The organism is Erwinia sp. AnSW2-5 (assembly GCF_045107195.1).
Lineage (GTDB): Bacteria > Pseudomonadota > Gammaproteobacteria > Enterobacterales > Enterobacteriaceae > Erwinia.
The window spans coordinates 99,469-115,871 of record NZ_JBJGXA010000018.1 but is presented as its reverse complement, the minus strand read 5'-3'; the positions used below and the strand labels follow the sequence as shown (position 1 = coordinate 115,871).

Here is a 16,403-nt window from a genome sequence, read left to right as displayed (position 1 = left end):
AACATATTATGAAAAACCCATTAGAAACGTTTGAATCAATAAGGGATTTTTACATCGCTTATCTTGAGACGGCCTTCCGTATTGGTTCGCCAGCCATTCAGGCGTATCGCAGAGAATTACTTGAACAACAAGGGACGTTGTGTGCGGATCTGTTTCTGGAACCAATGCCCAAATATAAAGATTATAATTTAACCATTAGTGATCTACGGGATGCCTCGAAGGGGAATACATGGCTGCCGGGATTTACCGTTCAGCAAAGGACTGCATTTATCGATCTGTGCCTGGGTGGACTTTTACCTCGCGACCCCAGAGATACGACCAAAGGGCGTTTCAAACTCTATACCCATCAATTAGAAATGTTACAACGAGGCGTGCAACCCGGCATGCCCGGCATTGTTACTTCAGGAACGGGTTCTGGTAAAACAGAATCCTTCTTACTGCCTGTTCTGGCGCAAATTGCCAAAGAGGCAAGTCAATGGTCGCAAAGTCCCTCGCTGAAAAGTTGGCAACCATGGTGGCGTGAACCAAATGCCCAACCTACCTTTATGCGAGATCGAGAAGCTCCAACTTCAGGGAGACCGAAAGCTGTGCGAGCATTAATCCTCTATCCGATGAATGCGCTGGTAGAAGATCAATTAGTGCGTATGCGCAGGGCGCTCGATTCTGATGAAGCTCATAAGGTAATGGATTCCCATTTTGGTGACAATCGTATTTTCTTTGGTCGTTATACCAGTGCCACCAAAGTGACTGGGTGGTTGGATCATCCTCGACAGGGTAATGAGCCAAAAGAGAAAAAACGTGTCGCAAGTAAAGTCGCTGAATTACGTGAATATCTGCAATTTGCTGAAAAAACCCATCAAGAGGCTGTACATCAAGGCAACCTCGATAAGGATGAGAATCTACAGTTCAATTTCCCCAGACCAGGCGGAGGCGAAGTGCTTAGCCGCTGGGAAATGCAAAAGATGCCGCCAGATATTCTCATTACCAACACCAGCATGCTTTCAACTATGCTAGTGCGTGAAATTGATGATCCTATCTTTGATCAGACCCAACAATGGATTGAACGCGATCCGAACGCCTACTTTTACCTTGTGCTCGATGAACTGCATCTTCAGCGCGGTACGGCAGGTACAGAAGTCAGTTATTTGCTTAAACATTTGATCAATCGCCTGGGGTTAGATCAACCACAACATCGACACAAATTACGAATTCTGGCTTCGAGTGCTTCACTCCCCGTGAGTGGTCAGGACGGTAATCAAAGTATTGACTATCTATGGGGCATGTTTGGTCAACGCGGATTACCGATGAATGCCAGCTCTAAGGACTGGAAGACTTGTATCGTAGATGGGAAACTCGAGGAACTGGTTGATATACCGTGTTTTTGTAGCGATCTCCAAGCGTTTTGTCAGGCAGTTGAGAAACTAAAGTCAACTGAAGCATCTGTAATATGGTGTGACATAGCTCGTAGCCTGAGATGCTATCGCGATGGTGTCGCTATAGAAGAATTGGCGCAGCATGTAGTCTTATTGGCTGCCAGAATGCTTGAAAAAGGATGTATCGATCATAACAAATCTCTACGCGCAACTGCTATCAGCTCACTGGCAACCGATATATTTGGAGAACATCCCGATGCGCGCAGGGGAGTAAGTGCGCTAATTTGGATACGGACGACGGTTGATAGTTGGCAACAGTGGTTTGAACAACCTTTTCCTACTCATATCGTTCTGCCACGTTTCCGGGCTCACGCATTTTTACGCGCATTGGAAGGTTTGTATGTTGCTCCGCTTCCATCGACACCACAAGCAGATAAAGATGAAATAAACCAATGGTTATTTGCTGATCTTACGGTTGAATCTGGTCTACGCTACGGCGATCGTTTGTATGGAGACAAGCAGCGTTCGCGACGCGTGGAACTGCTTTATTGTGAATGTTGTGCAACATTATTTTGGGGCGGAAAACCATCTACCTTCTCAGCGACATGTCACCGGACAGAACTACTACCAAACGATCCTGACACAGAGAAGCTCCCGGAGCACGCAAAATCAGTGATGATTGAGCGACGTTCAGCGGAAGAATATGTCTTATTCATGCCAACCGTTGATCGGTTCTGGCCTCTCGGTAATGAAAAACTCATAGATGACGATTCTTTTGGTAAATGGAGGGAGGCAAGTTACGATCCGTTTACCGCAACGATTACTCAGCCAAGATCTTTAGTGAAACCTTTACTGGAAACCGAGATTGCAGGTTGGTTTTATAATGTTCCTTCGGGTGATTTTATCCTCCCGAAAAGAGATCAGTCATCCAGTAAATCGCCTGGATCTTCATTGCCTTTCCAATGCCCAGCATGTGGGACCTCATATAAGTATGGTAAAGGAAAACAGTCGCCTATTCGTGGTTTTCGAGTGGGTTTCGCGAAAACCACGCAGCTCCTTGCTAGTACATTAATGGCAGAATTGCAGAAATCAGGAGGTCAAGAACGGCTGGTAACATTCTCTGATAGTCGACAAGATGCGGCTAAGGCGGCGCTTGATCTTGAATCTGGGCATCATGATGATATCAGGAGGGAGATTCTCATCGGTTCGCTGAAAGAACTTGCAGCGGATAAATGTTCTCATGAAAAATTGCTAATACGTTTTGATGAGGTTATAAAAAGGAAGAAAGAACTTGATATTCTTGATGATCTTAACAAACTTTCAGATGCGCAGGAAAAAGAATTAGACGATCTTTGGAAAGAACGAAAACGTATCAAAGAAACGTTATTACTCCCACAGGCTGATAGTGTCTCGCTAGAAGCGATATTGGAAAATTCACCCAAAGCGGGAGAGCCACTTAATAAATTACTGGCAAAACTGGTTAAAGCCGGTATTCATCCAACGGACCGGACTGGCATTACTCCGGTACCCGATCCATCAAAACATAGCGAAGATATTAAAACTTTCACATGGCAGCAGCTCTTTGATAAAAACCATCAAAATAAATGGTGCTGGAAGGCTTTTCCTTACTATGAAAGTGATCTGGATATTGCCCGACAGGAAATTTCACGCGACCTGAAAGAATTAGCTGGTGAAAGCATCTTCAGTAAAACTTACTTTGCATTGGAAGAAGCTGGATGGGGGTATCCCTGCATCCCTATTTCTGAGAGTTTTTCCCGGGAAAAATTAGCAATATTTGATGCATTACTTCGAGTTTTAGCGGACGCTTATCGAGTTGAGCCATCGCAGTATCGTAATCCCGACAAGCCTAATACACCTTGGGGAGCGGCATCAGCTATTCCTAAAAATAATAGGGTATTTCGCTTTGCTAATTCAATATGTCAACAATCTGGCGGTAGTGTTTTAGGCTTACTTGGTGAGTTTCTTCTGTTACTTGAAAAAGCAGGCCACCTAGGTGGCATCATTGATATTGGGAAAGTACATTTCCATTTAGTTGAGCCTGCAGGTAGCTTCTGGCGTTGCAGTAAGTGCGGTCGCGTTCACTTACATCTGGGGGCAAAAATATGCACCCGCTGTCATGCTGTTTTACCCGAAATACAATACGGTGAAGCAGGTGTACTTCAAAAACAAAACTACCTTGGTAAGCGTATTTTACATTCATCCGGAAGCCATCGAATGCGTTCTGAGGAGCTCACTGGGATGACAGAAAATCCAGCGGCAAGATTACGTCGCTTCAAAGGTATTCTGATTGCGGATGATGATGATATTTTACCAACGGGACTAAAAAACTTTGATCCAGACCCTGACCTAGATAGAAAGGCACGCGTTATTGACGTACTTTCTGTCACCACTACCATGGAAGTTGGCGTTGATATTGGCGATTTACGTGCTGTATTTCAGGCCAACATGCCACCACAGCGTTTTAATTACCAGCAGCGTGTTGGTCGTGCTGGACGACGTGGGCAGGCTTTTGCTTTCGTTCTGACCGCATGTCGTAGCAAAAGTCATGATCTGTTTTACTTCCGCCATCCAGAAAAAATAACTGGCGACCTTCCACCTCCGCCTTTCTTAACCACCAAACTGGAAATGATCTGCCAGAGACTAGTACGCAAAGTGTGGTTGGTGGCTGCGTTCAAATGGTTAAGACAGAAGACAATTAATTCACACCAGTCATGGCCTGTGGATGAACACAGGCAAAAACCTGATAACCACGGCGAGTTTTTTCAAGTTGACTGGCTAAAAGGCTATCGGAACGAGTGGCTACCACGTATCCGTCACGCATTAACAGCAACGTTGAGAGATCGTGATGAATTTGCCCATGTCTGTATGCCGGATGATCAATCCTTCTATCATAGTATTGTACAATTACTAACCCCCGATAAGCTTATACAAGATATTGATGCAGCGCTAAACGACGATGCGATGGCAGGTAAAGGGCTGGCTGAGGCATTGGCTGAGCGAGGGCAATTCCCGATGTATGGTATGCCAACGCGCACGCGTCTGTTACAGAGTCGAGCTATTGCTACACGCGAAGATGATATCCAATTTGCTAACATGGATCGCGATCTAGACATTGCAATACAAGAGTTTGCTCCAGGAAAATATCTGGTACAAGACAAACGACGGTACTTAACAGCAGGCTATGCTGGGATGCTTAGGCAGCGCTATCCTAAATCGAGAGAGTTTGATTCCAACGTGAATGAGTTGGGAGAAGGCCGAACGATGACTGCCTGTCCTGTGTGTCATGTCTGGACTCCAATCAATCATACCATCAGCGAGTGTACCGCCTGTGGTGCGGAGATAGATGATGTTGAGCAGTACCAATGTTATGTTCCTTATGGGTTTATTACCTCACTGGAAGATAAATCAGTCAAAGAGGATGTCGATCAAACCCTGACTAATGCTAGCCGAGTTTCTATTGCTGAGGCTTACTCATTTTCATCTGGGGCAGAGTTTGAGGCTAATGTTGCTATTCAACTTGAATCTCAAATCTGTCTTCACCGTCTTAATCGCGGCACTTATGTCGATGAACGGTGGAGCGGTTTTAATGCAGTACAGGGAAATTTACGAGTTCCCTTTAGAAAAGAAGGGGTGTATCAGTCATTAACGGCAAATCGCGTTTGGGTAGATAGCCAATTGCTTGAGGGTGATCGTTTTTTGAACAAACGGTTCACACCTTTGCCGGAAAGTAGAACTTCTTTTTATCTTGCCGCCCCTAAAGTGACGGACTTGTTGGCTCTGATGGTAGTTAATACCCCTGTTGGCCTTCAGTTACAGACGCAAGCATTCCGGGCCGCAGCACTTTCTGCTGCTTTTATTATTGTTAACTATGCTTCAAAAGAGTTGCTCGATATTGATCCAGAAGAAATCGAAGTTCTGGAACCGCGTGTCCAACGATTATCGGATGGAAGGCTTGCACCGATACTGCAAATGGCCGATCGTTTGGTTAATGGTTCCGGATTATGTGAGCGCCTACAACAGAAAGGAACGTCCGGTACGCCGATAATTCTTGAGGTAATGAAAGCTATTGTAAGCAACAAAAATGGTTTCCCGCTTAAAGAGTTTCTGGACAATGACCATCCTAAAAAATGTATTCAGGCGTGTTATTACTGCCTGCACCGATATGGTAATCAGGCTTATCATGGGTTGCTTGACTGGCGACTAGGGTTGGATGTTATCCAACTGCTACTGGATAAAAACTATGACGCCGGATTAAATGGTGATTTCTCAGCTCCTGGTATCGTTGACTGGCGAGAAAACGCCGTGAGTTTGGCTAAAGAGGCGGCATCACTCTTTAATAGTGAAGTTAGAATGGTAGGTCATATTCCGCTGATCAACATTGGTCCACAACGCTGGGTTGCGGTGACCCATCCATTTTGGAACGTGGATGGAGTTTTTACTGCTAATCCTGAACTTGAAAGGCTATTCCTTGAATGGCAACTAGAGAAAAAAACGATCAGTACTTTTGATCTCTCTCGTCGCATGGGGGCTGTTATGACCAAGCTAAGAAATCCAGACAGAAATCAGGCGAGTTGAGAACGATATGAATTCTATTGAACTGGCACGTACTCGCCCGGCGCTACCTTCCAAATTAGGGGTGTTTATGGCCTGTCCAGCGAGATATTTGTTGGAGAGTGAACCCCATACGATCCAACAAGTACCAGTACACCCACGGACGGTCCTTGGAAGTGCTGTGCATCGGCTGGCATATATATTGCAAAAGGATAAGGAGATTAAGTCAGCCTCTGTTATAGAGCTGTTGGAAAAGAGTTTTATTAGCGAACTGGATAATAATCGGCGGTCAGGGCTTATTACTCAATGGGCTTTACAGCACCATGGTGTGGCAGGATTAATCTCACGCCATACGCTGCTTGAACAAGTTCGCTATGCCATATCGCTTACAGTTCCCGTTGCGGAAAGAGAGAACTTTTTATCAGATAGTCCAAAAAAGCGGCAGAGTTATATCCCTGTTGGTCGAGAACAATTACTTACCAGTTTTCAGTTTAATATGAGCGGACGAGCTGATCTTATCTATCAGATAGACTCGAGGACGTTACGGGTTGTTGATTATAAAACAGGAAAAGTAACCGATGATCTAAACCAACCGAAAGATCACTATCTGTTGCAGATTGCGGCATATGGCATGATGCTGAAAGAACTTGCTCCCGATATAGATATTGAATTGGAACTGACTGGTATTTCTGATCGTTGGATAGGGGGTCTGGATTTTAATCTTAATAATAGAGTTGCTCATATTCTTTCCAGCATGGATAACACACTGCCGCTCAATGAACCTATGCATATATCAGCTCTTGCGCAAACAGGCCAGCATTGCATTACTTGCATCAGCCGTTGTTCATGTCCTGTCTATCAGAAAAAATTAGAGCTGTATTTGCAGCGACGTCTGTTTGATTTAAATAATTTTGGCTATGATATGGTCGGGCGCTTGATATCGGTTGAAGAGGAGAATGAATTAATTACGCTGAGAGTTAAGCTAGACAATGGTTTTGCGATAAAAATATTTCGTATCCCTACACGGTTTTTTCCTGAGTCAGAAAGAGTTATTGGTCGCTATTTGTCTATATATGGTGCAAATCGATTAGGTGAAAGCGTGGCAGGAAGATTTCATCGAAATTTTTATGTCATTGATACACAGGACCCAAAGAGATCCGCATTCCAATTTTTCTTGCAATGGAAATAAGACTTACCTGAAAGGTGAAATATTTCTTAAAAGGGGAAATAGCCTTCCCCTTTAGTTGCGCTTTAACCTGGGAATTACTTAAACAGGTCAATCAGTCGTAACAACGCTAATAAAATCTTCAGTACGACAATGATCACATATAGCATGTTCATCCGCTTTCCCCTTACATAAGGAGCACGACGCCAGCACGTAAATTGATTCTCGCTGGATGACCGACCTACAAACAGGCAAAAGTGGAAGGCGGGCAGGTGCGTAAAGGGGAACACAGCACTACCGCCATTTTCTATACCACACTGGAAAAGGAAAAGGAAAAGGAAAAGGAAAAGGAAAAGGAAAAGGAAAAGGAAAAGGAAAAGGAAAAGGAAAAGGATGATGGAAAAACTGACTTTATCCCGATGCAGAAAATGTTTACCGTGTTTATGTTGAGCAAATGGATGGTTTGCCTCTGAGTGATGAAGCCGTTTTCCCGGCAGAGACTTTTGACCCGTTGCCGCGTGAGGAAGCGCTTTTCCTTAACAACTGGTGCAACCAGCCTTGAGAAGGGACATAACATCTTTTTCGCACCTTCAACCGACAAAATCCATTTATCGGAACGTCGTCTTTTTAGCGATGCTGCCAATTTCTACGCTACGGACCTGCATGAACTGGCTCACTTGAGTGGAGCCAGAAGTCGGCTAAATCCTGAAATGAAATGAAATGAAATGAAAGGGAAGTTTGGCAGTGAGGGGATGCATTTGAAGAGTTGATCGCCGAGTTGGGAAGTGCGTTCCTGATGGCGGATCTAGGGATCACTGGAGAGGTTCAGCATGAAAGCTATATCGCTCCTTGGCTGATAGCACTGAAAAACGACAAACGCTTTATTTTCAAGGCCGACAGTGCGGCATCAAAAGCGCATCGCTAATTGATGGTTCAAATCTAAGTCAGGCAGAGATTCAATCATTCCAGACAACAAAAAGCCCGCTCAGGTTTCCCTGAGCGGGCTTCTTAAATTTGGCTCCTCTGACTGGACTCGAACCAGTGACATACGGATTAACAGTCCGCCGTTCTACCGACTGAACTACAGAGGAATTGTTGGAACGGGGCGCATGATATCCAGCAGGGCAGGGGATGTCAAAGGCTGTTTTCACGCTTTTGGTTCAACTGCTGAATAAAGCAGCATACTTCAGAAAGGTCTGTGATTTTTGCCACAAAAATCGTGCTTTTGCGTATTGCGTAGCAGGATGCGGTGGGACTTGCAGCGGCGTTACATTCATTTTCGCCAGGGCGATCACGTTTGTTTCATTTTGACGTTGAATAGCGATGTGGCGAAATATACATTTCATGCATATTGAATTTTTGTTCCATTTTGTTCCCCTACATCTAAGGATTTATCATGAAAAAAGTCAGAATTGGCCTGATCGGCACCGGTTATATCGGACGCTGCCATGCGATTGCCTACTCTCAGGCGCCGACAGTGTTCAACCTGAAAGGGGAATTGGTTCGTGAGATGCTGGCGGAGGTAAACCCGGAGCTGGCGAGTGCGCAGGCGGCGACGCTCGGCTTCAACCGTTCAACCGGAGACTGGCGTGAACTGGTGGCGGATGAAAATATCGACGTTGTGGATATCTGCGCGCCTAACTTCCTGCATAAAGAGATGGCGCTGGAAGCCATTCGTCACGGTAAGCATGTCTATTCTGAAAAACCGCTGGCGCTGGATGTTGCCGATGCCGAAGAGATGGTGCGTGCCGCCGAAAAAGCCGGGGTGAAAACGCTGGTGGGCTTCAACTATATGAAGAACCCGACCAGCCAGCTGGCGAAAGAGATTATTGCCCGTGGCGAAATCGGTGATGTGGTGCACTTCTACGGCACGCACAACGAAGATTACCTGGCGAATCCAAACACGCCGCTGGACTGGCACTGCCAGAAAGCGCTGGCGGGCCTTGGCGCACTGGGTGACCTGGCCGCGCACATTGTCAATATGGCGCACTATCTGGTGGGCAACATCGATGAAGTCAGCGGCGATATGATGACGGTGATCAAGCAGCGCCCGGACCCGAAAAACCTCTCCCAGCTGCGCGATGTGGAAAACGAAGATCAGGCCAGCGCACTGCTGCGCTTTGCTAACGGCGCCCACGGCGTGATTGAAACCTCACGTATCGCCTGTGGCAGCAAAATGGGCCTGACCTATGTGGTGACCGGCACCAAAGGCAGCATCCGTTACACCCAGGAGCGCATGGCGGAGCTGGAGCTGTATATTCATGATGACCCGGCCGGCCGCCAGGGCTTTAAAACCATCCTTACCGGCCCGGCGCACCCGGATTATGCGGCGTTCTGTATTTCTGCCGGACACGGTATTGGCTTTAACGACCAGAAAACCGTGGAAGTCCGCGATCTGATTAACGGTATTGCCGCCGATGACCGTATGTGGCCTGACTTTGCTGAAGGTTTGCAGGTGTCGAAGGTCCTTGAGGCGATTGCCCTCTCTGCCGCCGAAGGGCGCTGGATGAAAGTCTAATTTTTCACTGAGGCCGGGCTTGCCCGGCCTTAATTATGGCTAACTGTTTTCCCCCGCACGTTCCGATCTGTCATAAGCGATTTAAATTCCCCGCCATTAAATGTATGATAATAATACTCATTTGCAACGAAATGGCTAAGATGAAAAAACTGTTCTCCTTCCCGGTGCTGTGCGCACTGCTGGTGGCTGCCGCGCTGATCTTTGTTGTCTCAGTCCGCAGCTGTTCAACTCAGTATTCAGAGGCGCAGCCCGCCTCGCCACAGGCTGCGGCCGCAGCTGAGGCGCCATCGGGCGCGCAGCAGGGCTGGCCGCGTACCCTGCAAACCCCCAAAGGGCCACTCACCCTGGCAAAAGCCCCGGAGCGCATCGTCTCCACCAGCGTGACCATTACCGGCACGCTGCTGGCGATCAATGCGCCGCTGGTCGGTTCCGGCGGCACCAGCCGTAACAGCACGGTGTCGGATGACCAGGGTTTTTTTAAACAGTGGAGCGCCGTGGCGAAGCAGGCCGGTCTAAAGCCGCTCTACATTTCTGAACCGAACGCCGAGGCGATTGCCGCTGCGGCACCGGACCTGATTGTGATTGCCGCCACGGGCGGTGACTCCGCGTTAAAGCTCTACGATCAGCTGTCGGCGATAGCCCCGACGCTGGTGATCGACTACGGCGATAAAAGCTGGCAGCAGCTGGCAACGCAGCTGGGTGAAATCACCGGGCATGAGAACGATGCCAGCACCGTGATCGACCGTTTTGAGCAACGCGTGCAGGCAGTGAAGCAGACGATCACGCTGCCACCGCAGCCGGTTTCAGCGCTGGTTTACTATGAAGATGGTCGCGGAGTGAATCTGTGGACCCTGGCATCAGCGCAGGGCAAACTGCTGTCGGCGCTGGGCTTTACCCTGGCGATGCCACCGTCGGACGTGCAGGGCGGCACCAGCATGGGCAAGCGTAACGATGTTATTCAGTTGTCCGGCGAGAATATGGCGGCGGGCCTCACCGGGAAGAGTATGTTGCTGTTCTCCGCAGACGACGAGACGGTGGGGCGCGTGCGGGCCAATCCGTTCCTGGAACATCTGGAGCCGGTGACGGCAGAACGGGTGTATGCGATGGGCCCGGATACGTTCCGTCTGGATTATTACAGTGCCAGCAATATGCTGGACAGCATCGAACGGCATTTTAAGTCCCACTAAGGTGGGATTTCCTCAGGTTCTGCGCTGCTGTGATTTATTGTAGGGTTCGACCTTCTGTTCCGGTCGAACCGTGCTGAGGGTTGGCACAACAGGCCTCATCAGCCGCCGTTATTTTCCATCTCCCGGCTATAATCCTCTGTTATAACGGAATAATCCTGCGGCGCGAAGGGATGCGGTACACCCTTTATCATCCTGAATTCAGAAACAATTATGCGGCGTATCATCCTTCTCTCGGTGGTGCATCTCTGTCTCTGATAGAAAGGTAATGCGCGTAATAGTCTCCGGCATTGTTAATCTGGAAACAGAATCCGGTCTCAGTTTTGGAAACTTGTCCGATTTCAAGTGAGGGAAAGTGATCTCCCAACCAGCAACTTGTTAGTAATAAAGAGAGAAGGGCAGGCAGCACGAGTTTATTGATCTTCATAGGGTATAAACATCCCTTACTCTATCCATAGATACTAACGAATTCCCGAGCATAACAACGGCGCATTTTATTGGAAATTCTTCGATATACGATTTTGATACTGGCATTATGGCCGCCAGGGACGCCTCTTTTCCCTGTCTATCCAGGCTGATGGCCTACACAGTGGATCAGATTAACCTCCAGATCAGCGCTGCGGGCCGACCGAAACAGAAGGTCGGCCGCTACGGTCGTTGGCCGGGTGTTATGGTACGTTGTAGGGTTCGACCTTCTGTTCCGGTCGAACCGTGCTGAGGGTTGGCACAACAGGTCAGCTCAACCGCCGTTTTTTTCACTCTCCCGGATATAATCAACCGTAAGCACGGAATAATCCCGCGGCGCGAAGGGATGCGGTACACCTTTTATCATCCTGAATTCAGATATAATGATGCGGCGTATCATCCTTCTTTCTGTGGGAGAACGTAATGATATATCTACGTTAATTTCACCGGACTGCGGGAATTGATAGTAAGTCTCAGGGATGCAAAGCTGATTATTAGCAACTTTTAAAGCAGGTAACTTGCGGTTGAAACCCGACCTTTCAGGTGCATGTCTGTCTCTGATAGAAAGATAATGCACATAATAGTCTCCGGCATTGTTAATCTGGAAACAGAATCCGGCGTCCGTTCTGGAAACCTGTCCGACTTCATACGGCGGGAAGTGGTCCCCCAACCAGCAGCCAGTGAGTAATAAAGAGAGAAGGGCAGGCAGCACGAGTTTACTGATCTTCATAGGGTATAAATATCCCTTACTCTATCCATAGATACTAACGAATGCCCGAGCATAACAACGGCGGTTTTTATTGGAAATTCGTTGATATGCGATTTTCCGGTATCGCCATTAATGAACTCAGCTCATAACGACGACCTGATTACCTGCCATTATCTTCACAGAGTAACCCGCTACTATACCGTTCTCCCTTTCTGCCCCGATGGATTGCCATGACTGACTCTCAGGCGCATGCGCCGTTAGCCACCCCAAAAACCACCGGCTTTACCTTTGTACTGATCCTCAGTGCATTAATGGCCATTACTTCGTTATCGACCGATATTTACCTGCCTGCCATGCCCGTGATGACGAAGGATTTACAGGGCGATGCGGAGCTGACCATCACCGGCTTCTTAATCGGATTTTGCATTGCGCAACTGATTTGGGGACCAATCAGCGACCACTTCGGTCGCCGTTTGCCCATGTGCATTGGCATGGTGCTGTTTGTGATGGGATCGGTGGGCTGTGCGTTATCCACGGATATTGTGCATATCGTCTTCTGGCGGGTGTTTCAGGCGCTGGGCGCGTGTACCGGCCCGATGCTGGCGCGGGCGATGATCCGCGATCTCTACAGCCGCAGCCGTGCAGCACAGATGATGTCCACGCTGATGATTGTCATGGCCATTGCCCCGATAGCCGGGCCGCTGCTGGGCGGGCAGATGATTAACATCGCCTCATGGCATGCCATTTTCTGGCTGCTGGCGATCATCGGTGCCGTGATGCTGCTGGCGATCGCCTGGCTGCCTGAAACCTTGCCCGAAGCGAAACGGGTGAAAGCCTCGATACCCGGTGCCTTTCGCAACTATTACCGGTTACTGACGCACGCCACCTTTATGCGTTTCACGCTCTGTGTGACGTTTTATTATGTCGCGGCCTACGCGTTTATTACCGGATCTCCGTTTGTTTATATCTCCTATTTTGGTATCGACCCGGCACATTACGGCTGGTTGTTTGCGGTCAATATCGTCGGATTAATGGCGGTCAGCATGGTGAACCGACGGCTGGTCCATCGCTATCCGCTGGAAACCTTGCTCAAGTGTGCCGCCTCGGTTGCAGCTATCGCCGGACTGCTATTAGCGGTGGCGGCCGGGACAGGCTTTGGTGGGATTGGGCTGATTATTGCAGCGGTATTCGTTTTCTTTTCCATGAACGGGATTATTGCGGCAACGTCAACCGCCGCCGCCCTGGATGCCGCGCCGCAGATGGCGGGTTCAGCCTCGGCGCTGGTGGGATCGTTGCAGTACGGCAGCGGCATTATTTCGTCGCTGTTACTGGCGCTGTTTAGCGATGGCACGCCCTGGACGATGGGCTGGATCATCGCGCTGTTTACCCTGGCCAGCGCGGTAATGGCACTGACCACGCGCACAACGAAAATAGTCAGATAGACTTGAGATACCGGTTGATGAAAATTATTCAGGAAATGCGTTGAATCGCGTTCACCCAGAAAAGAGACGTTCCCGGAAAGTACCTGGATGAAAAAACAATAATAAGGCGGGATCAGCGATGAAAAAGATAGCCATAATCGGCTCGGGACCAACAGGCATTTACACGTTTTACGCGTTGCTGGGCAATCCGCAACCGCTGTCTGTTTCTGTCTATGAACAGGCCGCTGAGGCGGGCGTTGGCATGCCCTACAGCATTGAGGATAACTCGCGCATGATGCTGGCAAATATCGCCAGTATTGAAATCCCGCCTGTTTTTATCACCTATATCGCGTGGCTGCGCACCCTGAGTGACCGCCACCTGGCCCGCTATGGCGTCGAGGCATCTTCCCTGCATGTGCGCCAGTTCCTGCCGCGTATCCTTCTGGGGGAATATTTTCGCCACCAGTTTCTGGAAATCGTTGCGCAGGCCAGGCGTCAGGGTTTTGAGGTCAACATTCATGAAGCCTGTGAGGTGACCGATCTGGAGGCGACCTCGCAGGGTGTCCATGTCTGGGCGCAGGGTGAACGCGCCCCGGAGCTGTTTGACCTCGCGGTGATTGCCACAGGGCACGTCTGGCCCGATGACAGCCAGGCGACCCGCACCTTTTTCCCCAGCCCCTGGTCAGGATTAATGGATGCCCGTATTCCCGCCTGCGAGGTCGGCATTATGGGGACGTCGTTGAGTGGCATTGATGCCGCAATGGCGGTGGTGGCTCAGCATGGAAAATTTACAGAGGGCGATAACGCACAGATGACCTTTGCCCTGAATCAGGAAAGTGAGTTGCTCAGCATCACGCTGATGTCCCGCACGGGTATCCTGCCGGAAGCCGATTTTTATTGTCCGATCCCCTATGAACCGTTAAACATCGTCACGCCAGATGCCATCGAAAAGGCGATTGCTGGAGGATCGGATGGCCTGCTTGATCGGGTGTTCGGGCTGATGGTTGAGGAGATAGCGCAAAGCGATCCGGCATGGGCAAAACATATCTCCCTGAGGACGCTGGACGCTGACCGTTTTCCGGCCGCCTGGTTCGCCGATCGGCATCAACATGACCCATTCGACTGGGCCTGCGCCAATCTGAATGAGGTCGAGCGCAACAAGCGTGAAAAACACACGGTGCCCTGGCGTTATACCCTCCTGCGCTTACACGAAACCGTTGAGGATATTGTTCCTTTTCTTAATGAGAAAGATGCGAAGAGGTTCAACAGCGGCCTGGCCCGTGTATTTATCGATAATTATGCCGCCATTCCCTCGCAATCGATCCGTCGGCTGCTGGCGCTGCATCAGGCCGGGATCATCAGCATCCTGGCGCTCGGGCAGGATTATCATCTGAGTGAGAACGGCAGCCAGACGCTGATTTCCGCTGAAGGGAACACGCGGGTGTTTGATGTTTTTATTGATGCCCGGGGGCAAAAACCGTTAAAGACCAGCGACCTGCCATTTCCAACGCTGCGTACCCAGTTGCAAGCCTGTGGGGATGATATTCCTGACGTCGGTGATGATTACACGTTGCTGTCCCCCGAGATTGCACGCGGACGCATTGCGTTTGGGGCCTTGCCTTATTTAATGCACGATCGGCCGTTTGTGCAGGGTATTACCGTCAGTGCTGAAATCGGTGCGGCGATGGCGAGGGCAGCCCTTGAGCCACCCTCGCGCACGCGCAGACGATTGCCCTACATTGACATCTGACCAACCCGATGTTTGCCACGGCGAAATGAATCCCATGGCACGCTTATGGCTAAATGTTTTTATCGAAGAACGGTTCAAGCTGGCTGAGCGCCTGGTCCACATAGCGTGGCACCCAGTAGGTTTCGATATGCGTTGCGCCTTCGATCAGGTACAGCCTTTTGTTCTGCGTACCGCTGGCCTTTTTGAATGCGCTTTCGGTCATATAAAGCGAGTCGGCTTTGCTTCCGGCGATCATCAGCAGCGGCTGATTGATCAGGTCCATATTGCTTTGTGCATCAAAGCGCATCAGGTCCAGCAGGCTGCTGGTGGTATAGCGGAACGTCGAGTTCGGGTGCGCATGGGTTTTGCCGTAATACTCAAAGCCCTGGCGATAGAGATCAAACGGCAGTTTAGCAATCTGCTCGTCGGTGAGCTTTGCATCACCGCTGTAAGTGATTTCCCCGGTGGCTGCTTCCCTGGCGCGGGCCGCGGAGGCTTCCTGTAAACGCTGCTGAATGGTGGCGATCTGTGAATCTTGATAGCCGTTACGGCGCACCAGCCCGGAGTCAAACATGCTGAGCGTTGCCAGGGCTTTAAAACGTTTGTCCGTCTGCGCGGCCTTCAGTGAATAACCGCCGCCGCCGCAGATGCCGAGCAGACCAATACGCGTGGTATCGGCACCCGGATACTGGCTGATGTAATCCGCCATGCCGTGAATATCTTCAATGCGGTTGGCCGGTTTATCCACGCTGCGCGGCATCCCGCCGCTGGCTCCCTGATAAGCAGCATCGGCGGTGATGGTGATATAGCCGTGCTCCGCCAGGCGTTGCGCATACAGCCCGGCAACCTGTTCTTTTACGCCGCCGTTAGGGTGCGCCACCACGACGACCGGGTATTTTTTTGCCGGATCGTAGTTGGCGGGAGTGTAAACATTGGCCGCGATCTGGATGCCATGAAGGTCGTATTTCACCGGATGGATATTGACCTTGCCCGCCACGTTGGCGGTGATGGCGCCCTCATACACCAGGGTAAACGGGTTCTTTCTGTAATCGGCGGCCTGCACGGAAGCCGAGCTGACGATAGCGGTCAGCAGCAGGGCGTTTAATGGCGTGAATGTCATGATCTCTCCTGATAAGCGATGGCCTGATTCAACCAGGCGGGTGAGACAGAGTAGGGAGATCGGGCTGTCAGCAGCATGACCGCAACATAACAACGCTGTCAGTTAACCGGCTGGCCTTAACTGACAGCGTTGTCAGGAAAATGTCAG

8 protein-coding genes, 1 tRNA gene and 1 pseudogene are annotated in these 16,403 nt (G+C 49.6%); 7 read left to right on the top strand and 3 right to left on the bottom strand.

The features are described from left to right. The first annotated feature begins 8 nt into the window (after nucleotides 1-8). The 3 genes and pseudogenes from ACFL9S_RS14770 to ACFL9S_RS14760 form a co-directional block, all read left to right on the top strand. On the top strand, nucleotides 9-5,969 hold the full coding sequence (locus ACFL9S_RS14770) for a DEAD/DEAH box helicase (protein ID WP_405262647.1): 5,961 nt from the start codon (nucleotides 9-11) through the stop codon (nucleotides 5,967-5,969). A gap of 7 nt (nucleotides 5,970-5,976) precedes the next feature. Further along, nucleotides 5,977-7,134 carry a PD-(D/E)XK nuclease family protein gene (locus tag ACFL9S_RS14765; RefSeq protein ID WP_405262646.1) on the top strand — a complete coding sequence of 386 codons (1,158 nt, stop codon included), beginning with the start codon at nucleotides 5,977-5,979 and terminating at the stop codon, nucleotides 7,132-7,134. A 215-nt stretch (nucleotides 7,135-7,349) separates the two neighbouring features. After that, nucleotides 7,350-8,035 (top strand): annotated as a pseudogene (locus ACFL9S_RS14760) (ArdC family protein); the annotation flags it as partial. 90 nt (nucleotides 8,036-8,125) lie between these two features. On the opposite strand, the gene ACFL9S_RS14755 reads toward ACFL9S_RS14760, so the two are convergent. Then, nucleotides 8,126-8,201: transfer RNA gene (locus tag ACFL9S_RS14755), tRNA-Asn, on the bottom strand. Nucleotides 8,202-8,506: 305 nt separating this feature from the next. On the opposite strand from ACFL9S_RS14755, the gene ACFL9S_RS14750 reads away from it, so the two are divergent. Together ACFL9S_RS14750 and fepB are read left to right on the top strand one after the other, a co-directional pair. Further along, complete coding sequence (locus ACFL9S_RS14750) at nucleotides 8,507-9,628, top strand: Gfo/Idh/MocA family protein (protein ID WP_405262645.1); 1,122 nt, start codon at nucleotides 8,507-8,509, stop codon at nucleotides 9,626-9,628. A 140-nt stretch (nucleotides 9,629-9,768) separates the two neighbouring features. Next, nucleotides 9,769-10,815: a Fe2+-enterobactin ABC transporter substrate-binding protein gene (gene fepB / locus ACFL9S_RS14745; protein WP_405262644.1), complete on the top strand. Its 1,047-nt coding sequence runs from the start codon at nucleotides 9,769-9,771 to the stop codon at nucleotides 10,813-10,815. Between the two features lie 736 nt (nucleotides 10,816-11,551). On the opposite strand, the gene ACFL9S_RS14740 is transcribed toward fepB, so the two are convergent. Further along, the gene (locus tag ACFL9S_RS14740; protein WP_405262643.1) at nucleotides 11,552-12,007 is read right to left on the bottom strand and encodes a putative T6SS immunity periplasmic lipoprotein; all 456 of its coding nucleotides are present in this window, start codon (nucleotides 12,005-12,007) and stop codon (nucleotides 11,552-11,554) included. 209 nt (nucleotides 12,008-12,216) lie between these two features. On the opposite strand from ACFL9S_RS14740, the gene ACFL9S_RS14735 reads away from it, so the two are divergent. After that, nucleotides 12,217-13,428 (top strand): multidrug effflux MFS transporter, encoded by a 1,212-nt coding sequence (locus ACFL9S_RS14735; RefSeq protein WP_405262642.1) that lies wholly within the window; start codon nucleotides 12,217-12,219, stop codon nucleotides 13,426-13,428. 118 nt (nucleotides 13,429-13,546) lie between these two features. Further along, nucleotides 13,547-15,157 (top strand): FAD-NAD(P)-binding protein, encoded by a 1,611-nt coding sequence (locus ACFL9S_RS14730; protein WP_405262641.1) that lies wholly within the window; start codon nucleotides 13,547-13,549, stop codon nucleotides 15,155-15,157. A 49-nt stretch (nucleotides 15,158-15,206) separates the two neighbouring features. Here ACFL9S_RS14730 and ACFL9S_RS14725 read toward each other — a convergent pair whose 3' ends face one another. Next, entirely contained in the window at nucleotides 15,207-16,256 is a 1,050-nt protein-coding gene (locus ACFL9S_RS14725; protein WP_405262640.1) for an alpha/beta hydrolase, read from the bottom strand. Between the last annotated feature and the right edge of the window lie 147 nt (nucleotides 16,257-16,403).